This is a genomic window from Candidatus Binatia bacterium (assembly GCA_036382395.1).
In the GTDB taxonomy this organism is placed as follows: domain Bacteria; phylum Desulfobacterota; class Binatia; order HRBIN30; family HRBIN30; genus JAGDMS01.
The window spans coordinates 1-20,735 of the sequence record DASVHW010000327.1; the positions used below are offsets into that span (position 1 = coordinate 1).

21 protein-coding genes are annotated in these 20,735 nt (G+C 63.5%); 3 read left to right on the plus strand and 18 right to left on the minus strand.

What is annotated here, in order from left to right; genetic code table 11:
- The 12 genes from VF515_15475 to VF515_15530 all read right to left on the minus strand — a co-directional run.
- Positions 1-1,123 (minus strand): FAD-dependent oxidoreductase (locus VF515_15475; protein ID HEX7409030.1); only part of this gene is annotated, 1,123 nt, incomplete at its 3' end.
- A 32-nt stretch (positions 1,124-1,155) separates the two neighbouring features.
- Entirely contained in the window at positions 1,156-1,653 is a 498-nt protein-coding gene (locus VF515_15480; GenBank protein ID HEX7409031.1) for a 4Fe-4S dicluster domain-containing protein, read from the minus strand.
- 47 nt (positions 1,654-1,700) lie between these two features.
- Entirely contained in the window at positions 1,701-3,122 is a 1,422-nt protein-coding gene (purF, locus tag VF515_15485; GenBank protein ID HEX7409032.1) for an amidophosphoribosyltransferase, read from the minus strand.
- 22 nt (positions 3,123-3,144) lie between these two features.
- Positions 3,145-4,356 carry a molybdopterin-synthase adenylyltransferase MoeB gene (gene moeB / locus VF515_15490; protein HEX7409033.1) on the minus strand — a complete coding sequence of 404 codons (1,212 nt, stop codon included), beginning with the start codon at positions 4,354-4,356 and terminating at the stop codon, positions 3,145-3,147.
- A gap of 156 nt (positions 4,357-4,512) precedes the next feature.
- The gene (locus tag VF515_15495) at positions 4,513-5,157 is read right to left on the minus strand and encodes an LON peptidase substrate-binding domain-containing protein (GenBank protein ID HEX7409034.1); all 645 of its coding nucleotides are present in this window, start codon (positions 5,155-5,157) and stop codon (positions 4,513-4,515) included.
- 84 nt (positions 5,158-5,241) lie between these two features.
- Positions 5,242-5,445, minus strand: a complete 204-nt coding sequence (locus VF515_15500; GenBank protein HEX7409035.1) for a hypothetical protein — start codon at positions 5,443-5,445, stop codon at positions 5,242-5,244.
- A gap of 66 nt (positions 5,446-5,511) precedes the next feature.
- The gene (locus tag VF515_15505) at positions 5,512-7,275 is read right to left on the minus strand and encodes an acyclic terpene utilization AtuA family protein (GenBank protein ID HEX7409036.1); all 1,764 of its coding nucleotides are present in this window, start codon (positions 7,273-7,275) and stop codon (positions 5,512-5,514) included.
- A 79-nt stretch (positions 7,276-7,354) separates the two neighbouring features.
- Entirely contained in the window at positions 7,355-8,119 is a 765-nt protein-coding gene (locus tag VF515_15510) for an enoyl-CoA hydratase-related protein (protein HEX7409037.1), read from the minus strand.
- Between the two features lie 79 nt (positions 8,120-8,198).
- A complete protein-coding gene (locus VF515_15515; GenBank protein ID HEX7409038.1) occupies positions 8,199-10,187 on the minus strand; it encodes an acetyl-CoA carboxylase biotin carboxylase subunit in 1,989 nt (662 codons plus the stop codon).
- Positions 10,188-10,300: 113 nt separating this feature from the next.
- Positions 10,301-10,873 (minus strand): elongation factor P, encoded by a 573-nt coding sequence (gene efp, locus VF515_15520; protein HEX7409039.1) that lies wholly within the window; start codon positions 10,871-10,873, stop codon positions 10,301-10,303.
- A gap of 43 nt (positions 10,874-10,916) precedes the next feature.
- Positions 10,917-12,512 carry a carboxyl transferase domain-containing protein gene (locus VF515_15525; GenBank protein ID HEX7409040.1) on the minus strand — a complete coding sequence of 532 codons (1,596 nt, stop codon included), beginning with the start codon at positions 12,510-12,512 and terminating at the stop codon, positions 10,917-10,919.
- A gap of 142 nt (positions 12,513-12,654) precedes the next feature.
- Complete coding sequence (locus VF515_15530; protein ID HEX7409041.1) at positions 12,655-13,809, minus strand: acyl-CoA dehydrogenase family protein; 1,155 nt, start codon at positions 13,807-13,809, stop codon at positions 12,655-12,657.
- Between the two features lie 148 nt (positions 13,810-13,957).
- On the opposite strand from VF515_15530, the gene VF515_15535 reads away from it, so the two are divergent.
- Complete coding sequence (locus VF515_15535; protein HEX7409042.1) at positions 13,958-14,326, plus strand: EthD domain-containing protein; 369 nt, start codon at positions 13,958-13,960, stop codon at positions 14,324-14,326.
- 18 nt (positions 14,327-14,344) lie between these two features.
- Here VF515_15535 and VF515_15540 read toward each other — a convergent pair whose 3' ends face one another.
- Together VF515_15540 and VF515_15545 are read right to left on the minus strand one after the other, a co-directional pair.
- Positions 14,345-15,277, minus strand: a complete 933-nt coding sequence (locus tag VF515_15540; GenBank protein ID HEX7409043.1) for a TIGR03560 family F420-dependent LLM class oxidoreductase — start codon at positions 15,275-15,277, stop codon at positions 14,345-14,347.
- A 36-nt stretch (positions 15,278-15,313) separates the two neighbouring features.
- Positions 15,314-15,655, minus strand: a complete 342-nt coding sequence (locus tag VF515_15545) for a DUF3024 domain-containing protein (protein HEX7409044.1) — start codon at positions 15,653-15,655, stop codon at positions 15,314-15,316.
- A gap of 305 nt (positions 15,656-15,960) precedes the next feature.
- Here VF515_15545 and asd point away from each other — a divergent pair, with 305 nt between their 5' ends.
- Positions 15,961-17,040 carry an aspartate-semialdehyde dehydrogenase gene (gene asd, locus VF515_15550; GenBank protein ID HEX7409045.1) on the plus strand — a complete coding sequence of 360 codons (1,080 nt, stop codon included), beginning with the start codon at positions 15,961-15,963 and terminating at the stop codon, positions 17,038-17,040.
- Between the two features lie 38 nt (positions 17,041-17,078).
- Entirely contained in the window at positions 17,079-17,627 is a 549-nt protein-coding gene (locus VF515_15555) for a GNAT family protein (GenBank protein ID HEX7409046.1), read from the plus strand.
- Between the two features lie 18 nt (positions 17,628-17,645).
- Here the strand turns inward: VF515_15555 and VF515_15560 are convergent, their stop codons facing one another.
- From VF515_15560 to VF515_15575, 4 genes are all read right to left on the minus strand, one after another.
- Positions 17,646-17,891, minus strand: coding sequence for a hypothetical protein (locus VF515_15560; protein ID HEX7409047.1), 246 nt, complete (start codon positions 17,889-17,891; stop codon positions 17,646-17,648).
- Between the two features lie 932 nt (positions 17,892-18,823).
- A complete protein-coding gene (locus VF515_15565) occupies positions 18,824-18,997 on the minus strand; it encodes a hypothetical protein (GenBank protein HEX7409048.1) in 174 nt (57 codons plus the stop codon).
- Positions 18,998-19,292: 295 nt separating this feature from the next.
- Positions 19,293-19,607 (minus strand): DUF1566 domain-containing protein, encoded by a 315-nt coding sequence (locus VF515_15570; GenBank protein HEX7409049.1) that lies wholly within the window; start codon positions 19,605-19,607, stop codon positions 19,293-19,295.
- A gap of 712 nt (positions 19,608-20,319) precedes the next feature.
- A partial coding sequence (locus VF515_15575; GenBank protein HEX7409050.1) for a group II intron maturase-specific domain-containing protein occupies positions 20,320-20,735 on the minus strand: 416 nt, incomplete at its 5' end.

Here is a 20,735-nt window from a genome sequence, read left to right on the forward strand (position 1 = left end):
CGTCACCGAGATACATGGCCCCGACGATGCCGCCGTCACGATCGACGACGACCTTGCGGTACAAACTTGCATGCCGGCCGCCAAGGAGTTTGACGTCGTCGGTCGGGCCCTCACGAAAACGTCCCAACTCGGCCAGCGTGACATTGAACAGCTCGACCACGTTCATGCTGAGGCTGCCTGGGTGCGAGACCTTGGCGCCGGCCATGCAGGCGCCGGCAACACGTCCTTGATCAACTGCGGTTGGCCAGATCGCAGGAATAATCCGCTCATCGGACAAAAAGTCCTTCACCTCGGCAACGTCGCCGGCGGCGTAGATGCCGGCGCAGTCGGTGCTGAGGTGCTCGTCGACGAGGATGCCTTTGTTGATGGCGCACGGCCCGTTGGTCACACAGCTCAGGTTCGGCTTGACGCCGGCTGCCACCACTACCATGTCCGCGACCACTGTGCCGCCATCGGACAAGGTAGCTTCCACCTGCCCGTTCTTCTGCGCCACGGACTCGACGCGCGATCCGAGGCGAAGGGTGACGCCGGCATCCTGCACGGCTTTGCCGAAGCGCTTTCCGCCCTCGGCATCGAGAAGCTGCGGCAGCAGCAGCGGCGTCATCTCGACGATGGTCAGTCGGATGTTCAACTTGCGCAGCGCTTCCGCCGCCAGCATGCCGATGAACCCACCGCCGATGACCATGGCCGTGTGCGCCTTCTCGGCGGCGGCCTTCATGCCCTTGGCGTCATCCAGGGTCCAGAGGTAGTGCGGGGTGATCGTATCAAGGCCGCGGATGGGCGGTGCAACGCACGTCGAACCGGTGCCGATCAGGAGCTTCTGGTAGCGAGCCCGGCGCCCGTCGGAGAGCAGGACCTCAGCCGCTCCGGCGTCGATGCCGGTGGCGACGGCGCCGTCCACGAGTTCGACCCCCTGGCGCTCGTAGTCCACCGGTTGGCGGATGAGCAGGTCCTCCAGCGACATCTCACCGGCGACGTAGTAGGGCAGGGCCACGCGCGAATAGGCTGGCCCGCGCTCACGGCTGACGAGGATGATGCGGCCGTGGCGGTCGTATCTGCGGATCGCATCGATCGCGGCCAGCGTGGCGGCGCTGTTACCGATCAGAACGTAGGGCGCTTCCATAGCCGCTGGGGCGGGAGAACACAGGAAAGATTCTAGTGAGCCGGCTGCCCGGACTGCGCCAAGAGCGATTTCTGGATGGTGGCGGCGTAGATTTTCTGCTGTGCCGTCGCTGCCGTTTCGACCTCGGCGTATTCCAGCGCTCGAGGCACGCAGAAGGCGACGCATTGGGGTCCGTCGGCGGTGCCGCGGCACAGGTCGCAATTCTGCGCGACGCCGGTGCGTGGCTGAAAACCCATGACGCCGAACGGACAGGCGAGCAGGCACATCTTGCAGCCGATGCAGCGCTCCTCGTGCACCAGGATCTGGCCGTCAGGTTCCTTGGCGATGGCTACGGTCGGACACACCGTGGCGCACGGGGCGTCGGCGCAGTGCACGCAGGTCATCGGCAGATAGAATTGCTCCTCGTAGAAGTCGTTGACGCGAATGCGTGACAGCGCGGGATTGAAGACGCTTTCGTGTGAAAAGGAACAGGCCAACTCGCACTCGCGGCAGGCGGTGCATTTCTCTTGGTGGACAATGATCTGCTTCACGCGTCTTCCCTCACCCGACGACCTGCCTCACCCAGCCTTCACCTGGTTCAACCGATGGCGGTATCGTGAACCAAAGCACTTTCCGAATCAACGGGGGCATCGCCCACCGCGACGGGATAGCGGCCCGAAAAGCAGCCGTGGCACATGCGCGTCGCCGGGCGGGTTGCCGCCATTACGCCTTCCAGCGAGAGGTAGCGCACACTGTCAACGCCGACGGCTTCGGCAATCTGGGCTTCACTGCGCCCGGCGGCGATGAGCGCGGTCCGGTCAGGAATATCGACGCCGAAAAAACAACCATGGCGCAGCGGTGGCGCCGCGATGCGCGCGTGCACCTCGCGCGCGCCGGCGGCGCGCAAGGTGTGGGCCAAGGCATGGAAGGTGGTGCCACGCACCAGCGAGTCGTCTACCAGCACGACGCGGCGGTCACGGACCTGCGGCGGATAGACGTTGTACTTGACGCGCGCGTTGAAATCGCGCGTCGCCTGCAACGGCTCAATGAACGTGCGACCGACATAGTGGTTCCGAATCAGACCGTGCGCCAGCGGAATTCCGGATTCCTGTGCAAAACCAAGGGCGGCAAAGTTTCCCGAGTCCGGAACCGAAACGACACAGTCCCCTGCGGCCGGCGCTTCGCGTGCCAGTTGGCGCCCGAGCTGGATGCGCATCTCGCCGACGCTACGCCCGAACACCGTGCTGTCGGGGCGCGAAAAGTAGATCCATTCGAACACACACGGCGCCGGGATCGCATGCCCGATGCGCTCGCTACGCCAGCCCCCGTCATCGATGATGATCAGCTCGCCCGGGTCCACCTCACGCTCGAATCGGGCGCCGACGAGATCGAAAGCACAGGATTCCGACGCCACCACCCAGCCGCTGTCGCGCCGGCCGAGGGCCAGCGGACGAAATCCATACGGATCACGGGCGGCATAGAGCGCGCGGCCGTGAACGAGCAGCATCGAATACGCTCCGCGGACCCCGCCGAGCGTCGCCGCAACCCGCGCAATCCAATCGGCTCCCGAAGGAATGGCCGCCAGTGCCTGTCCCAGGGCACGGGTATCAGATGTTCCGGCGGGTAATCCAGGTGCCAACTCGGCGACGTTGAGTAGAGTGCCATTGTGACACAAGGCGAGCGTTGCGGGTCCTTCGCCAAAGAGAATTGGCTGGGCGTTCGGTAGCGTCGAGCTGCCGCTGGTCGAATAGCGGTTGTGGCCGATGGCAATGTTGCCCGGCAAGCCATCGAGGACGGTGTGATCGTAGACCTGGTCAACCCATCCCATGCCGACATGCCGCTTCCAGCTGTTGCCGTTGCCGACGACCATGCCCGAAGATTCCTGGCCGCGGTGCTGCAGCGCGTACAGGCCGAGATAGGTCAGCCGGGCCGCGTCGGCGGCGCCGAAGACGCCGAAAACGCCGCACTCCTCGCGCAGGGGCTTCTCACGCATGTCGACAGCAGATGCCGCGTCGCCCATCAGCTCCGCGTACCTTCCCGCCTTACGAAGCGGCCTGACGTGTCTGGGCGTGGGTTGGGCTGTTCGGCACGGTACGCAGGCCGCAGAACTCTTCATAATCGATCAATGTGGTCACGGTTGGATGCGGACCGCAGACCGGGCAGTTCGGATCCTTGCGCAGCTTATGGATGCGCAGTTCCATGTTGAGCGTGTCGAAGTACACCATGCGGCCGATCAGCGGCTTGCCCACGCCGAGAATGAGTTTGATCGTCTCGAGGGCTTGCACGCAGCCGACCAGGCCAGGCAGGACGCCGAGCACGCCGGCTTCAGCACAGCTCGGTGCTGCCCCGGGAGGCGGTGGCTCGGGGAAGAGGCAGCGGTAGCATGGACCCTTTCCGGGATAAAAGACCGAAGCCTGGCCTTCGAACTGAAAGATGCTGCCGTGCACATTCGGCTTGCCGGTCATGACGCAGGCGTCGTTGACCAGGTAGCGGGTCGGGAAGTTGTCGCAACCGTCCACGATGATGTCGTAGTCCTGGATGAGGCCCATGATGTTTTCGGAACTCAGACGCTGCTGGTAGCCGATGACCTTGACGTCGGGGTTCAGTGCGTTCAGGGTCAGACGTGCAGACTCGACTTTCGGCATGCCAATCCGGTCATTGGTGTGAAGGATCTGCCGCTGCAGGTTGCTCAGGTCGACGACGTCGTGGTCGACCAGGCCGAGTGTGCCGACGCCCGCGGCCGCCAGGTAGAAGGCGGTTGGCGACCCCAAACCTCCGGCACCAACCAGCAACACCTTGGCGTCCAGCAATTTCGCCTGCCCCTCCTCACCGACCTCCGAGAGCAGGAAATGCCGACTGTAGCGGTTCAGTTGTTCGGCCGTGAACTGGCGGTCCTGCTTCCACGGATACCCGGCGCCTTTCCAGGCGCCGTAGCCGCCGGCCATGGAGATGATGTGCTGATAGCCCATGTCTTTGAGCTGTTTTGCGGCCAGCAGCGAGCGCGTGCCGCCAGCGCAATAGGCGATGATGGGCTTGCCCTTGTCCGGAACGGTTTGCTCAATGCGAAGTTCCAGATACCCGCGCGGGACCGAGACGGCTCCAGACAGATGCCCTTCGCGAAACTCGTCCTTTTCACGCACGTCTAGCAGCAGGTAATCGTCCCCGTTGCCGAGATGTTCCCTGACCTGATCGATGGTCCATTCCGGCACTTGCTGTCGGGCTTCATCCATCAGGTCCTTGAACGTCTTTGCCATGACCGTCTCCCCTTGCGCATGGCCGGCCATTGCCGCGCGCGGCCTGTCGCTAACCCATGCGTAATTCAAATTGGCTACTTCTGTTTCTATAGCGCCTGCGTAAAGTCGAGTCCACAAGGCGGTTTCGGCTGGCAGAGCGAGAGTCGTCCGTATGGTTCAGTGGCAGCGGTCGGGGCCCGGCGGTCTGGGCCCGTGGCGTGACTCTTCCAGATGAAACTCGAGGATTTCGCGCAGCCGCTCGGCGCGATCAGGCAGCGTGCCGGCTTCGAGCAGGCCCTGCTTTTCGAGCGGCGCAATCTCCAGGGCGTAGGAAAAGAAATTCACCAGCAGATCGTCCGACAACGTCTGGTCGTGCAACAGGCGGTGTGCCGGGGTGTCCGGCTGCATTCGGAGATAGCCGCTGAGCACGTTGATCAGCCGCGTACGACAGGCGCCGTCGATACTACGCTGGCCGCCGACACGCCAGCGCACCTCGGCTTGGCGGTACGATCGGTCGAAGATGTGGCGTTCGATGCTGAACTCGCGGACGCCGTGGAGGACGATGTTGAACTTGCCGCCCGGCAGGGACTCGAGATTGAGGATCTTGCCGGCGCAACCGGTCTCGAAGATGTCGGGGTTCTGGTCGTAGCGCTGTTGCCAATTTCCACGCAGCAGTGCCATGCCGATGATCTCGTGGCCGGCGGAGGCGTCGCGCACGAGATCCCGGTAGCGGGGTTCGAAGACGTGGAGCGGCAAGGGCACGCCCGGGAACAGCACCACGTTGGGCAACGGAAACACTGGAATGATGGAAGGTAAATCCATCTACTTCGCTATGAATGGCACGGCGCGTGAAAAGGTGCAACGCTCGGGCGCATGGGCAGGCCCGGCGCCGCGCCGCCCACGTCTTCACGCCGTGCGACGCCGCGTCACCCCCGGCTTGGTGAAAAACTTGGTGAACAGTTCCTTCGCTTCCTCTAGGCACTTCTGGCACAGATCGCGCCGGCCGCGCCACGATGACAACGCGCCGTCTTCCACCTCGCTGGTGAAAGTGGTGAGTTCCTGCTGGGTCTCGACCTCGGTCTCACAGCGATCGCAGAAATAGCGCAACATTCAGCTGATACCTCGGAGTGAGGATAGGGGTTGGAAACGGGCGCGTCAACGGAGGCACGAGGGTGCTCAACCCGCCAACAGCGCTCGCGGGATGTCGACCGCCTTGGCACGCAGATACTCGCCCAGACTCTTTGCCTGCGGATCGCTGCGCGTCGAGGCGGCGACGCCGTCACCCAGAAGCCCGTTGACGATGAAGTTGACACTGAGCAAGTTCGGGAGCGGGTAGCGCTGGACGGTCAGCTGTGCGGACTCCGGAATGAGCTGCTGGAAGCGGGCGACGGTCAGGTACTGTTCGAGCCAGGCGTAGGCGGCCGAATTCCTGACCCAGACACCAACGTTGGCGTTGCCACCCTTGTCTCCCGAGCGCGCGCCGCAGATGGTGCCGAGCGGCAGGCGTTCGGTCGGCCCCACCGGCGGCGGCGGAGTTTCGACAGGAGCAACCTGCGCTTCATGAGTTCCGGAGCGTTGCTCCACCGGTGGAATGGAAACCGTTTCCCCGCCGATCACGACGCGGTGCTCGACCAACTCCGAAGGGACGACCGCGGGCCAGTAAACGCCGTAGGGTGAGGCATCGCCCGGGGGTGCGGTGGCGAAGAAGCCGGGATAGTTCGCTAAGGCCATTTCGACGCCCTTATTGCTGAAGGCCCGTCCGACGCGGTTGGCATCCGGGTCCTTCACCGTCACGCGCAGGTGCGCAAAGGCATCATCGTTGGATTGCGGATCCGGGCGGTCGGAACGCAGCAGGCGAACGCTGACCTCAGCGAACTGCTCCTTGCCACCGACCAGCTGCCAGAAAGTGTCCTCAGCCAGGCGCGCCTTCTCCTCGATGTCCAGGCCGGTCAGCACAAACGTCGCCGAGTTCTTGTAGCCGCCGAGGTAATTGATACAGACCTTGGTCGTGGGCGGCGGCGGTTCGCCTTGGATGCCCGAGACCCGTACGCGGTCGGAACCTTCCTGCTGCAAGCGGATCGAGTCGAAGCGTGTGATGACGTCGGGATTCAAATAGCGCGGCCCCTGGATTTCGTAGAGGAGCTGCGCCGTGACTGTTCCGACGGACACCAGACCGCCTGTTCCCGGATGCTTGGTGATGACGAACGTGCCGTCACGATGCATCTCGGCAATCGGGAAGCCAATGTGGGCGATATCCGGAACCTCCTTGAAGAAGGAGTAGTTGCCGCCGGTGCACTGCGCGCCGCACTCGATGATGTGTCCCGCAACGATGCCCCCCGCCAGGCGGTCCCAATCGGTCCGTGCCCAATCGAACTTCCAAGCTGCCGGCCCCAGCGTCAGCGCGGCATCGGTGACCCGCGGGCAGATCACCACGTCCGCTCCGCGCCGCAACGCTTCGACGATGCCCCATGCTCCCAGGTAGGCATTGGCTGTAACAACTTGCGACTTCAGCGAGGTGAGCGGAATGTCTTTGTCCAAGTGCCGGAGCTCAACGCCGCGTTCGAGCAGGGCAGGGATACTCGGCAACAGATTGTCGCCGTCGATGTAGGCGATCCTGGCTTTGATGCCGAGCTTGGCAACGAGTTTCTCCATCTCGGCGGCCAGTCCGGCGGGGTTCAAGCCGCCGGCGTTGGCGACCACCTTGATGCCGCGGTCCACGCACGTGCCGAGCACCTGTTCCATCTGCCGCAGGAAGGTGCGGGCGAAACCCGCCTCGGGATTCTTCATGCGATCCTTGAACAGGATCATCATCGTCAGCTCGGCCAGATAGTCGCCGGTGAGGACGTCGATCGGTCCACCCTCGACCATCTCCCGGGCCGCACTCAGCCGGTCGCCGTAAAACCCGCTGCAGTTAGCGATGCGTAGAATGTCGTTGTGCATGAGTGCTCCTCAGCTGTCAGCGATCAGCGGTCAGCGTCGCGTAGATGTCAGAGCTGAGAGGTGACCGCTGATTACTTCTTCATTCCGCCCAGCGTGGCTTGCGTTTCTCGATGAACGCCCGCATGCCTTCGGCCGCTTCCTCCGAGGCGAACAGTTCGCCGATCTTCTTGCTAGTGTAGCGGAACCCTTCCTCCATCGACAGCTCGGGAATGCGGCGCACCAGTTGTTTGGCCTCTCGAACGGCGTTGGGGCCGCCGAGACGGATCATGCCGATGACGTCATCGACGGCGCGGTCGAGGTCGGATGCCGGCACGGCACGATGGATGAGCCCCAGCTCGACCGCTCGTTGCGCCGAGAAACGCTCTCCGGTCAGGAACAGCCACATCGTGTTGTGGATGCCGAGCTTGGGAATGACCAGGACCGAGATCATGGCGGGGATGACGCCGACGCGCACCTCGCTGAAACTGAACATGGCGGAGTCGGCAGCCACGGTGACGTCGCACGCGGCGGCGAGACCAATACCGCCGCCGAAAGCGTGGCCGTTGATGCGTCCGATCACCGGTTTCGGACATTCCCAGATGGCCTTCAGAACTCCCACAAATGGGTTTTCAGCCGATGCGCCGCCTGCACTCACGCCGCCGCTTTTGAGGTCCGCACCGGCGCAAAAGGCGGCGCCCGCACCGGTGAGTACGATCACCCGGACGTGGTCGTCGGCGATGGCGTTCTGGAGGTGCGCCCGTACGCCCTCGACGAGGATATCACTCAGGGCGTTGCGCTTCTCCGGCTGGTTGAGGGTGATCCAGGCCGCGTCGTGGCGGAGGTCGTAGAGTACGAGGTCGGTCATATGGATGCTCCAATAACGAGAATGGGAAACACGAGGCAGGGAATCAGACGTTCAGGATCGGGAATCGCCTCTGTGGACTTCACGTCGCCGCCAACTCTTCCAAGGTGACCAATACCGTCCCGGCATCGACTTGCTGCCCGACTTCGCAGGCGACTTCACGCACCACGCCGTCGTGCGGCGCACTGACGTCGTGCTCCATCTTCATAGCCTCGAGGATCACCAGCGTCTCACCCTTCTTCACGGTTTGGCCAGGCGCGGCGTGTACGGCGAGGATCTTTCCGGGCATTGGGGCTCGGCATCCGCCGTGAACCTCTTCGCGCACTGGTGGAGGAAAACGCGGCACTTCGTGCAGCTCGGAGGTGCCGCGCGGGCTGTGGGCGTAGTGCACGTCCTGTCGCGTCGCCATAGTGCACGTGCGGCGCACCCCGTCGAGCGCGATGGCGACGTGGGAGTCGCCGCACTCGAGCAAGGCGGCTCGGTGCGAGGCGCCATCAACCTCAACATCGATGTCATCACGCGTGTGAGCGCGGTACAAAACGCGGATGGTCGCGTCGCCGCTGGTGAACGCGATCTCCTGCATCTGGCTGGGGTTGTTGCGCCAGCCCGAGGGCAGGCTGCGCCAGACCGGTGCTTGCGCCCGGCGCTGCTCCTGCAGCCAGAGCGCCGTGGCGATGGCGTGGAGCCGGTCCGCTTCCCGCTGGGCAGGTGTCGGGTGCCGGTCGAGCGGGATGTGCTTGCCGATGAAGTGCGTGTCCAAATTGCCGGAGAGGAACTCGGGGTGGTGCAGCACCTGGGTGAGGAGATGCAGATTGGTGCGCACACCGAACACGGTCATTTCGGACAGCGCCTTTGCCAGCCGCTGTGCCGCCTCGACGCGCGTCGGCGCATGCGCGATGACCTTGGCCAGCATCGGATCGTAATGGATCGTTACCTCCGAACCGGAGGCGACGCCACTGTCGTAGCGGACACCTGCGGCGGGCGACTCCTTCCAGGAGATGAGCGTTCCCGTTGAGGGTAGGAAGTCGCTGGACGGATCCTCGGCATAAATGCGGGCCTCGATGGCGTGGCCGCGCCACGCCAGATCGTCCTGGCGCAGTGGCAACGGTTCTCCTCGAGCAATTTGGATTTGCAGCCGCACCAGGTCCAGGCCGGTGATGGCTTCCGTCACCGGGTGCTCCACTTGGAGGCGTGTGTTCACTTCGAGGAAGTAGAACTTGCCTTCTTGATCGACGACGAATTCGACCGTGCCGGCGTTGCGGTAGCCGATGGCGTGGCCGGCGGCCAGGGCTGCGGCGCCCATGTGCGCGCGGCGCTCTTGGTTGAGGGCAGGGGAGGGCGCCTCCTCGATGATCTTCTGGTAGCGGCGCTGAATCGAGCACTCGCGTTCGCCGCAGTGGATCAGGTTGCCCTGCGCGTCACCCAAAATCTGGATCTCGATGTGGCGCGGCGCTTGGAAGTAGCGCTCGATCAGCAGGGTGTCGTCGCCGAAGGCGTTCTTGGCCTCGCGGCGGGCGGCGGCCAGCGCGGCGGAGAGCTTGGATCCTTCTTGGACCACACGCATGCCCTTGCCACCGCCGCCAGCCGACGCCTTGATCAGGATCGGATAGCCGACTTCGCGCGCCTTCGCTTCGATATCGTGATCCGAAAGGCCTTGGGCACTGAAGCCGGGAATTACCGGCACCCCGGCCGCGGTCATGATCTTCTTTGCCTCGATCTTGCTGCCCATGCGCCGGATGGCCTCGGGCGTGGGGCCGATGAACGTCAGTCCCGCATCGGCGCACGCCTGCGCGAAGTCGGCGTTCTCGGCGAGAAAGCCGTACCCTGGGTGCACGGCGTCGGCGCCAACCTGCCGGGCGGTATCGATGATCTTTTCGATGGCGAGGAAGGAAGCGCTGCTGAGTGGCGGGCCGATGTACACCGCCTCGTCCGCCTGGCGCACGAACGGGGCGTTGCGATCCGGGTCCGAATAGATGGCGGCTGTGCCGATACCCATCTCACGGCAGGTGCGGATGATGCGGGAGGCGATTTCGCCGCGGTTGGCGATGAGGATCTTGCGGAAGGTTTTCATGGCGTCGTTCGTTCTGTGCGCTGCAGATGCGCGGAGCCGCTTCTAGCGCGATTTGAGCTGCAGGTCGACAGCTTGCGCTCGGGTGAGGCCTGGCCGCCGGGGGAGATGCCCCGCTACGATTTGGCGCGCGCGATGAAGCGGGCTTCGCGGGTGTCCACTTGCACGGCGTCGCCGGGCTCCAGGTACGCCGGCACCTGGATGACCAGGCCGGTTTCGAGCGTGGCCGGCTTGGTTTGTGCCTGCGCCGACGCGCCCTTGAATGGCGGGTCGGTGTCGCGGATGCGCAGGACGACCGACTGTGGCAACTCGATGTTCATTACGGCGTCGTTGAAGACCACCGAGCGGATGCCACTGAGGCCCTCGATGAGATAGCCGGCGTCGTCGCCCAGCGTGTCGGCGCGCAAGGCGAACTGCTCGAACGATTCAGAGTCCATGAAGTGATAGCCGTCGTCATCGGCGTACAGATACTGCACCGCCCGGAGCTCCAGCTGCGCCTCCGGCACCTTGTCGCTTGTTTTGAAGGTGCGATCGAACACGTTGCCGGTGCGCAAGTTGCGCACCTTCACCTTGACCAAGGTGCTGGCGCCGCGCGCCGAGGGCGACTGGAAGTGTACGTCCATGACGACGTACGGGTCGCCGTCGAGGTCGATCCGACCGCCACGTTTGAACTCACTGGCATTGAGCATGTGCGCGCTCTCTCTGCGTTGACTGAGGTGAACTTGCGATCGCTTACATCCGGAAGACGCCGAAGCTGTCGGCGCCTTTGACAACATTATTGAAGGCGGCGCTCAGTGCCATGCCCAGTACCGTGCGGGTGTCACGCGGATCGATGACCCCGTCGTCCCAGATGTGACCGGTGGCGTAGAAGGCGTTGGATTCCTGCTCGATGCGCTCTTCCACCATCTGGCGTACGGCCCGGTCTTCCTCCTCGTTGTACGGCTGCCCGGCACGCTCGGCGGCGCCGCGGCGCACGATCGACATGACGCCGGCGAGTTGCTCGGGCCCCATGACGGCGATCTTGTGGTTGGGCCAGGTGAACAGAAAGCGCGGATCGTAGGCGCGGCCGCACATGCCGTAGTTGCCGGCGCCGTAGGAGCTGCCGATCATGACCGTGAACATCGGCACGGTGGAGTTGGAGACCGCATTGATCATCTTGGCGCCGTCTTTGATGATGCCGCCCTGTTCGTACTGCGTGCCCACCATGTAGCCGGTGATGTTCTGCAGAAACAGCAGCGGCACGTCGATCTTGTTGCACAGCTGAATGAACTGCGCCGCTTTCTCCGAAGACTCCGAGAACAGGATGCCGTTGTTGCCGAGGATGCCGATCGGGTAGCCGTGGAGATGAGCCCAGCCGGTCACCAGCGTCGGTCCGTAGAGCGGCTTGAACTCTTCGAAGCGCGAGCCGTCGACGATGCGGGCGATGACCTCGCGCACCTCGAACGGCTTGCGGATGTCGATCGAGCCGATGCCGAGCAGCTCGTCGGGATCATACGTGGGTTCCTCGGGTGCCCGCATCTTCGCCTGCCCGAGCTTGCGCCAGTTCAAGTGGGCCATGATGTCGCGGCCGATACGAATGGCGTCCACCTCGTTCTCCGCCAGGTAATCGGAGACACCCGAGATGCGGCTGTGCATCTCGGCGCCACCGAGCGTTTCCTCGTCGGCGTCCTCGTTGGTGGCCATCTTCACCAGCGGCGGGCCGCCGAGAAAGACCTTGGCACGGCCCTTCACCATGACGACGTAGTCGGACATGCCGGGTACGTAGGCACCGCCCGCGGTTGAGCTGCCGAAGACCAGGCAGACGGTGGGGATGCGTTCGGCCGAGCGCTGTGTGAGCTCGCGGAAGTTGCGCCCGCCCGGCACGAAGATCTTCGCTTGTTCGGGCAGGTCGGCGCCGGCTGATTCGGTGAGGTTGATGAGCGGCAGGCGGTTCTTCTCGGAGATCTCCATGGCGCGGAAGCCCTTCGCCAGGGTGATGGGATTGGTGGCGCCGCCCTTGACGGTGGGATCATTGCCGAAAACGACGCATTCGACGCCACTCACCACGCCGACTCCGGTGACGATGCTGCCCCCAAGGGCGTACTCGGTGCCCCAGGCAGCCAGCGGCGACAGTTCGAGGAACGGCGAGTCGCGATCGAGCAACAACTCGATGCGCTCGCGCACCATGAGTTTGCCGCGATCACGGTGCCGTTTGACGTACTTCTCACCGCCGCCGGCGCGCGCCAGTGCGAGCTGCTCGTTGAGGTAGCGCAGCTTCTCGGACATGCCGTCGTAATTGACGCGGTACGCTTCCGAGCGAAGATCGATGCGGGTGGAGAGAACTTCCATAAAGACAGCTTTCAGCCGTCAGCTTGCAGCCCTCAGCTTCGGGTTACGCTCCGCGTAGAGTTTAACTTCAATCATTATGCAACCCATGATTTCTTCGGGTTCCGAAGCTGACGGCTGATCGCTGACAGCTGACCGCTTCTTCTCAAATCTGCAGCATCTTGGCGATGACCTGCTTCATCACCTCGTCGGCGCCGCCGCCGATGCTGACCAGGCGGGCGTCGACGAAGGCGCGGGCGGCCGGGTTCTCCCAGCAATAGCCGGCGCCGCCGAAGAGCTGGACGCAGGTGGTGGCGACGTACTGTTGCATGGCGGTGCAGAACACCTTGGCCATGGAGATGTCCATGGTGGCGTCCTCGTTGCGCACCATTTGGCGTATGCAGCGGTAGGCCATCTCCTGCGCCGCGGTGATCTGGATCATCATATCGACGAACTTGTGCTGATTGACCTGCATCTTCGAGAGCGGCTTGCCGAAGGCAATGCGCTCCTGGCAGTGCTTGAGGGTGGCTTCCCAGAGGTGGCGTGCCCCCACCGGCGCCGTCACCACCGGCACCATGCGTTCGTCCTGGAACTGCATCATCTGCTGCTGGAAACCACGCTGTGCGTCGCCGATGGTGTTGGACACCGGTACGCGCACGTCGTCGAAGTACAGCAGCCCGGTATCCGAGCCCTTGTTGCCGATCTTGTCGAGCAGCTCGTAGCTGAATCCGGGCGAGTCGGTCGGAACGATGATCTGACTGAAGCCGCCATAACCGCCGTCGGGGTCGGTGACCGCCAGCAGGCAGAGCCAGTCGGCGGTGGCGGCGTTGGTGATGTACATCTTGGAGCCATTGATGACCCAGTAATCACCGTCACGCACGGCGCGGGTGCGAATGCGGGCGACGTCGGAGCCGGCGCCGGGTTCGGTTACGGCCACGGCGGAGACTTGCTCACCACGGATAGCCGGTACGAGGTACTTCTGCTTCAATTCCTCAGTGCCGAAACGGTGCAGTGCTGGCGTGGCCATGTCGGTATGCACGGAGATTCCCATGGTCACGCCGGCGTTGTCGCAGAGTGCGAGTTCCTCGAGGAAAACGGCGTGGAAGGAGTAGTCGAGCCCCTGGCCGCCGTACTGGGGATCGTAGCGGATGCCGAGCACCCCGAGATCTCCCATCTTGCGGTAGAGCGACTTGTCGATTTTCCCCAGCTTGTCGAATTCGCGCGCCCGCGGTGCGAGCTCGGTCTGCACGAACTTGCGGACCATCTCGCGAAAGGCCTGGTGCTCGCGGCTGCCGTAAATGTCTTCACCTGGAATATACATGGCTCTCCTCTTGCCGGACCGAACTACGAAGGCCCTTTTAGCGTATGCGGCGCGGAGGTCAAATGCTCAATGGCTCAGTGGCACGCCACCTTCGCTTGAGTCGCGCACCGCGCCGGATATAGAGTTGAGGCGCGCGGAAGGAGAAACGATGATCCACCTGATCTTTTGCTTGCGTCGCTTGCCGCAGCTGTCGCGCGCGGAGTTTCAGCGCTACTGGCGCGAACGTCATGCCCCGCTGGTGAGATCGCACGCTGCGGCGCTCGGCCTTCGGCGCTACGTGCAAGCCCACACCATCGACCACCCAGTGGCACAAGGCGCGGTGGCGGCACGCGGAGCGCCGGAGCCGTTCGACGGCGTGGCGGAGCTGTGGTTCGATAGCGACGAGCTGCTGCGGCGCATGCAAACGGAGGCCGGCGCCGAAGCTGGCCGTGCCCTGCTCGAAGACGAGCGGCGCTTCCTCGACCTGGCAAATTCACCGATCTTTTGTGCCGAGGATCACGTCGTGCTGGAGCGCTAGCGGTACTTGGCGATAGCGTCAGGCAAAAGCCGGCGCCACCTTGCTGGCGAAGAGTTCGAGCGTCTCGGGCTGATTCAAATCGCCGAACAGCGTGGTGAACAGAGTGACGCCCTGGCGGCTGCGGTTCTGGATGGCCTCGATCAGTTGATCCGGGGTGCCGCGCAGTGCCGTCTTGTCGATGTCGAAAACCGCGCCGAGCGCCCGCTTGGCGAACTGCGTCTTGCTGCGCAGGTCTTTCTCGTTGCGGCCAAGGATCATGACGCCTTGCTCCGATACCTCAATGGTCTGCGGGTCACGTCCGATGGCGTCGCAATGTCGCTTGAGGACCTCGAGCTTCTGTGGCAGCAGGTGCGCGACGTTGTTGGGGCAGTTCCAGATGTCAGCGTGTTCCGCCACCACCCGCAGCAGGCGCTTCTCGCCGGCGCCACCGATCAAGATCGGCGGATGGGGTTTCTGAACTGGCTTCGGGTTGTTGACGGCGTCGTCGACGGCGTAGTACTTGCCCTGAAAGCTGGCGCGGGGTTGCGTCAGTAACAGTTTGATGAGGCAGAGCGCTTCATCCAATTGCTCGATGCGTACACGAGGCGAGGGGAACGGATAGCCGTAGGCGCGGTATTCTTCCTCCATCCAACCGGCGCCCAAACCCAGCAGCAAGCGGCCGTTGCTCACGTTATCGAGGCTCGCGGCCATCTTGGCCAGCAACGCAGGTGATCGGTACGAATTGCACAGCACCAGCGTGCCGATGCCGATCCGCTCGGTGACGGCGGCGATGGCCGACATCAGGGTCCAGGCTTCGAGGTGGTCGAGATCCGGCAGGCCGCGGCTCCACATGTGGTCGACGAACCACGCCGAGTGAAAGCCGAGGCGATCGGCCAGCTGGACCCGCTCCTTGATGACCGCGAACGGTACCCCTACTTGGGGCAGATACAAACCGAACTTGATGTGGCTCACAGTGTGGCCCCTTGTGGCGTCATTGAAGCTCCCACGTTAGCCCCAAAAGCATCCCCAGCGATCATGATCGATTTCTTTCACGCAGGCCTCGAGGCTCCCGACGAAGGGCTGCTCCTCCCCAGCCTCGTACGGTACCCAACGTCCGTTGGCGCGCTTCCAATAGAGCTGGAGCTTCGGTCCCTTGGAGCGCAGCTGCGCCACCGGAAGCGCCACCTCGCGGCCGTTCCACTCGCTCGTGTAGCGATGCACGATGGTGAATCCCAAGGGTCCGGTCTTGCGCACGTCGATCTTGCCGTGGCCTTGCAGCCGCGGCTCGAGCGCGCGCCGGACGTAGATTGCGGTGAAATCCGCCATCTCCTCGTCTCGAAATTTCTCCATGCGTCGGCTCCCCCCCAGAGTTAGGTTGTCGCGTGCAATTGGAAACACGGGGCCGCATGCTAATGAAAAACGAAGCGCTTGTCACCAAGAAATCGCCGCAGCGCCTTCGGGCATTCCAACGGTGGCCGGTGTTCGCCGGTGTTCGGATTGACGGATGCCCGGTCGCTTGGCGGACGGGTGGGGTGTGAAAGAAGGCGTCGCCTGCGCCTGGCGGCCTTCCGCTTTCGTTACATCTGTGGAATCGGAGTTGACAATCCGCTGCCGTTTTCGGCTATTAGGGAGGGGCGAAAGGTTTCGATGACACGATGAAAAAGCGAGTTGCGGTCGTTGGCGCCACGGGCATCGCGGGGCAGCAATGCCTGGTGGCGCTCGATCGGCACCCTTGGTTTGAAACGGTCATGCTGGCGGCCTCGGAACGTTCGGCCGGGAAGTCGTATGCGGCCGCCCTGCGCGATGACAAGACCGGTGTCCGACGATGGTGGTGCAACGAAGAACCGCCGGCGGCAGTCATGACGCTGCCGGTGGAGAATGCCGCCGGGTTGAATCTCGACGGCATCGACGTGGTGTTCAGTGCGGTGGAATCTGACGTTGCCCGTGAACTGGAGCCGCGCTACGCCAAGACCACCCCGGTCCTGAGCACGGCTTCGGCCTTCCGCTACGAAGAAGATGTCCCGATCCTGGTGCCGGGGGTGAACCTGGCGCATGCGGCGCAGATTGATATGCAGCGCCAGCGCCGCCACTGGCGCGGGTTCATCGCCCCTTTGCCGAACTGCACGACCATGGGCCTGGTGATCACGCTCAAGCCGTTGCTCGATCGCTTTGGGATCGAGCGCGTGCTGATGACCTCTATGCAGGGCATCTCTGGGGCGGGGAGATCGCCCGGCGTGGCAGCCCTGGATATCGTCGACAACATCATCCCCTACATTCCGAGCGAGGAAGAGAAGGTAGCCAGGGAGACGGCCAAGATCCTCGGCGTGCTCGGTGACGGCGGTGTGATACCGGCCGGCTTTCCGGTCGGCGCGACTTGTACGCGCGCGGCGGTGATTGAAGGCCACACCGAAGCGGTGGCGATCTCTACCGCGACCGCGTGCACACCGGAGCAGGTGACAGCGGCATTCCGCGAATTTGGCGGCGAGTTGCTGCGCCTGGCGTTGCCCTCTGCACCGCAGCGCCTGATCACGGTGCATGATGACCCCTTCCGCCCCCAGCCGCGCTTGGACCGTGATGCTGACGGCGGCATGACCACGAGTGTGGGCCGCATCCGCGAGGAGCGGGCGCTGGAGCGCGGCATCAAGTACGTGCTGGTTTCGCACAACACCAAGATGGGGGCGGCGAAAGGCGCGGTGCTGACGGCGGAATATCTGGCCCAGGAGGGCTACATTTAGAGGTCGATGTCGCCCGGGGCCAGCGTGAGGGATGCCGCATGATGGCAAGTAGGGAGGTGCGTGGCGAGCGGCTTCGACTGCGCAATTTCCTTCCCGAGGACATTGACGATGTCTTCACCTACGCCTCTGATCCCGTGGTGACGCGCCACGCCGGCTGGCAGCCACACCGGACGCCCTTCGAGAGCATGGCCTACATCAAGCGCTGCCTCTCCGACGATTGGGGCCCGATTACGTTTGCGGTCGAGTACGTATCCGAAGCACGGGTCATCGGCGTTGTCGACATCCGCATCATCAGCCGGCTTTGGGGCATAGGGGAGATCGGTTACACCCTGGCGCGCTCCTACTGGGGACAGGGGTTCAATGTCGAGGCCGGCAAGCTCTTGCTGTGGTACGGCTTCAAGGAAATGGGGATGCGCCGCATTCAGGCGGTGTGCAATGTGGAGAATCGTCGCTCATATCGGACCATGGAGAAGCTCGGCATGGCGCGTGAGCGCATCATTCCGCGGGTCCGCGTCGCTGATGGCCGCGTCGTCGACCGGCTGGTGTACTCAGTCCTGCGAAGGGAATGGGAGCGCCTCAATGCCTGAGAGCGGCAGACTGCGTCCTCACGCTTCCCGCACCTGAAATTCCGAAGAGCGGGCGAGCGCTTCAATGGTCGGGTACTGGCGCAGAAAACGCGGATAGTAGTCGCGCACTCTCTCCACTTGCGTTCGCTGCAACATCACTTCGGAGACGAGAATCCGGTACGGGTCGCGCCTGTGCCGCCACGGCAGATCGCGACCGTGGCGTGCGTACCAGCGTAGGAGCCGGCGCTGGAACTGGCGGACTTGCACGCGGTCCAAAGCGCGCATGGTCACCCGTTCCTACCGAAACGCGACACGTATGGGTAGGCCGGTGTGCTGGCGTGCGCTCGGGGGCGCCCTCATCGGGGGTCTCTGTACCGAGCCGCCTTCTTTCCCGATCATCCCGAGTTGCGGCCTTCGTTTGGCCGCGTATCGAGGGATTGGCCGCGTATCGAGGGGCGCTACTTGGAGAAAATCGACAGTCCCTTGGCAAAGAGGGGGTTCATTGGCCCAACACACCAGTCCCGCGGGGCTGGTCACAATCTGCCCATAAACATGCGCCGTCTCCGTCGCCCAAGGCGTTGCCCCAGGACCAGTGGCGGCAGGCCTCCGTGCCTGCCGCGGTGGATCACTCGCGAACGCCCCGCCACGGGTAGCCCCGCAGATCGGGCCATCGTTTCCACGGGTGCCGTAAACATAGACCTCTGGATGCGGCATCCAGGGTCGACTGGACCATCCAACCGGCGACAGGCACAGAGGCCTGTCGCCACCAGACCTTAGGGAATCATCCGGTTGAGGTCTCAAGTTAGCGCTTATGGGGCGATGCCCCGAGCGGTGGTACCGGGCGTGAGAATGGTCCATGGCCTCTCCAAGCCGGCGTCTTCGCCGGTTGGGCATCTCAGGTCGAGCGGGTAGACCGTCTTGGCGTCTTGGCGCGGGCCAGTCTGCGCTCTCTACAGGCATCTGCGCCATCTGTGGATGGAATCATCTTGCCGGACAGTGCGCTCGGCAGGCGGCCGAGAAGCGTCACTGCAAGTGCAGCGGCCTTCGGCCATCCGCCGAACGGCCGTCCTGCAGGGAAGAAGACATCAAACCGCCGGCCGCATGCCTCTTGAAGACCGGAAGTCGCTTCCGGTCGGCCGCCGAAGGCCTTTCTTTCACTCAGCCGCGGGCTTCAGCCCTCGGCGGTCGCTCCGTCGAACCCAACCACCGCCCGGCGCTCAAGCACCGGGCTGAGAAATAGCAAGCCCGGTAAACCGGGCTATTCCTCCAAACGCCTTCGCGTCATGACACAGCCGCAGCAGCACTTTCAGCTCCTCGACCTCTTCACGCAGCGCGAGCAGCACCGGCGTCTTATGCCGCCGCGTATTGGCGCGCACCACCAGCCGCAGCACCCGCCGCGAGCCGTCCCGCAGGTCCTGCCCGACCCTTCGATACGCTCGCTTGCGCTCTCTACTCAGGGTGAGCGGCGGCCGATTGCCCGAGGCCGCGGGCCGTATCGAGGGGACGCTCGCTTGTAGACCTGTCCTGAGTAGCGTAGCGCGTATCGAAGGACCGGCAGGTGTTCGGTCTGCGCCATCAGCCCGCTGGGAAAAATTTCTTTGAGGAGGGCTCACGCCCTCCCCAAAAACAAAGAAGGAACAAAAAGAAGAAACAAATGGTCGAAGTGACGAATGACCAAATGATCGATCACAAGCTGCCGCGTACGGCTCGGACGTAGAAGTTGAACGACTCGCTGCCGATGTCGACGCTGCCATCGCCGAAGTACACGAGCCACGCGTAGCCCGGATAATAGGGAACGTAACTCGTAGCGGACCAGTAGTCGTTGAACTGCGTGGGACCGAATGTCCCATCGATACACGGGGTCAACCCGCAGATGCATCTGGGTCCTTCTCCGGTTCCCGTGCACGTGAAGCCCACCACCGTCGTCTGCAGCTCCGCCAGCGTCGGCAGCCGCCAGTCATTCGCCCCGGCAAAGCCGCTGCCGCCGTTCAGGCTCGCCAGGAAGCTGGTGAACGTCGTGCCGTTTCCATTATCCGGTGAACCCGTGCTCTACGTATAGGTCTTCCCCACGTCGTGGACGCTGTTACTGAGGAATCCCCGTGAACCATGGCTCAGTTCAAGTGCGGCTGTCAAACAAAATCGTGTGGACAGGGTGGCCAGGCCAGCCCTGGGTGTGCGTTATGAATGTGGGGAATCTCGAAACTCGCGGTCGCGAGAAGGGGGTCTACCAGTCGCTCCTACTGCAGGCTTCAGGCGATCTCGATAGCGTGGGTGTTAGGCGTTCCGAATACGCCGAAGGCGTTCCGAATACGCCGAAGGCGTTCCGTATCACAGCCCAGGGTTGGGTCAGTGACCCTTGCCGCATCAGCGGCTACCCTGGGAGAGAAGGGCCAGACGGCTCTACCCTGACAGGGTTACGTAGCGCCGGCCAGTCGCCGATTCTCGCACGTCATGTTGCGGCGACCAGAGCGCAACCCCTTTGGGGTAGGAGGTTTTGGCGATTCTCTCCCAGGGTAGGCGCGCAGCGCGCCAACCCTGGGCTGTGGTGCAGTAGAGTCGAGATGTGGCGCGGTGGGTTAGGCCGAGGTTTGGATTCCCTGTTGCTCGCTCTTTCGTCTGCGAGTGTCCCAGCATTTCAGCCGTGCTCCGTTTCCACATCCCGCTCATCAAACCGGACGTGCGGTTTTCCCGCATCCGGCTTTCGGACAGGTGCTCACGCTTGCGCCCACGCGAAATTGCGCGTCCGCTCCTGAAGCCGAACGAGCTTCAGCTTCTGGTACAAGTACGCATCGGGGTAGCGTGCCGTCCCCCGCCCCTGCACCTTGTGCTTCCGGCGCAACCACCGGCGCAGCCTACTAGCCGTATGTCGATCCACGGCACGATAGGCGTTGCTCACAGGCCCCAAGCGGAAGTAGTTCGACCATCCCCATAACCGGCGGTTGATTCGCCCTACTTGCTTCTCGGTGTCGATGAGCAGCCATCGCGGCTCGGTCAGCTCGCTGATCTCGCGACACAGTCGTTCGATCGTCTTCTTCGACGGCTTGGTTCCAATATACACCTTGCCGGTCTTCGGCGAGTAACAGCGCCCGATGGTGTACCCCAGAAAGTCGATCGCTTCGTCCCAGACGC

Bases quoted from the DNA above. Each gene is read 5' to 3' on its own strand.
- VF515_15545 (HEX7409044.1), bottom strand. From the start codon at position 15,655: ATGGAGAAATTTCGAGACGAGGAGATGGCGGATTTCACCGCAATCTAC.
- VF515_15505 (HEX7409036.1), bottom strand. From the start codon at position 7,275: ATGCACAACGACATTCTACGCATCGCTAACTGCAGCGGGTTTTACGGC.
- VF515_15500 (HEX7409035.1), bottom strand. From the start codon at position 5,445: ATGTTGCGCTATTTCTGCGATCGCTGTGAGACCGAGGTCGAGACCCAG.
- efp (HEX7409039.1), bottom strand. From the start codon at position 10,873: ATGCTCAATGCCAGTGAGTTCAAACGTGGCGGTCGGATCGACCTCGAC.
- VF515_15560 (HEX7409047.1), bottom strand. From the start codon at position 17,891: ATGCGCGCTTTGGACCGCGTGCAAGTCCGCCAGTTCCAGCGCCGGCTC.
- VF515_15525 (HEX7409040.1), bottom strand. From the start codon at position 12,512: ATGGAAGTTCTCTCCACCCGCATCGATCTTCGCTCGGAAGCGTACCGC.
- moeB (HEX7409033.1), bottom strand. From the start codon at position 4,356: ATGGCAAAGACGTTCAAGGACCTGATGGATGAAGCCCGACAGCAAGTG.
- VF515_15555 (HEX7409046.1), top strand. From the start codon at position 17,079: ATGATGGCAAGTAGGGAGGTGCGTGGCGAGCGGCTTCGACTGCGCAAT.
- VF515_15495 (HEX7409034.1), bottom strand. From the start codon at position 5,157: ATGGATTTACCTTCCATCATTCCAGTGTTTCCGTTGCCCAACGTGGTG.
- asd (HEX7409045.1), top strand. From the start codon at position 15,961: ATGAAAAAGCGAGTTGCGGTCGTTGGCGCCACGGGCATCGCGGGGCAG.
- VF515_15515 (HEX7409038.1), bottom strand. From the start codon at position 10,187: ATGAAAACCTTCCGCAAGATCCTCATCGCCAACCGCGGCGAAATCGCC.
- purF (HEX7409032.1), bottom strand. From the start codon at position 3,122: ATGGGCGACGCGGCATCTGCTGTCGACATGCGTGAGAAGCCCCTGCGC.
- VF515_15530 (HEX7409041.1), bottom strand. From the start codon at position 13,809: ATGTATATTCCAGGTGAAGACATTTACGGCAGCCGCGAGCACCAGGCC.
- VF515_15535 (HEX7409042.1), top strand. From the start codon at position 13,958: ATGATCCACCTGATCTTTTGCTTGCGTCGCTTGCCGCAGCTGTCGCGC.
- VF515_15510 (HEX7409037.1), bottom strand. From the start codon at position 8,119: ATGACCGACCTCGTACTCTACGACCTCCGCCACGACGCGGCCTGGATC.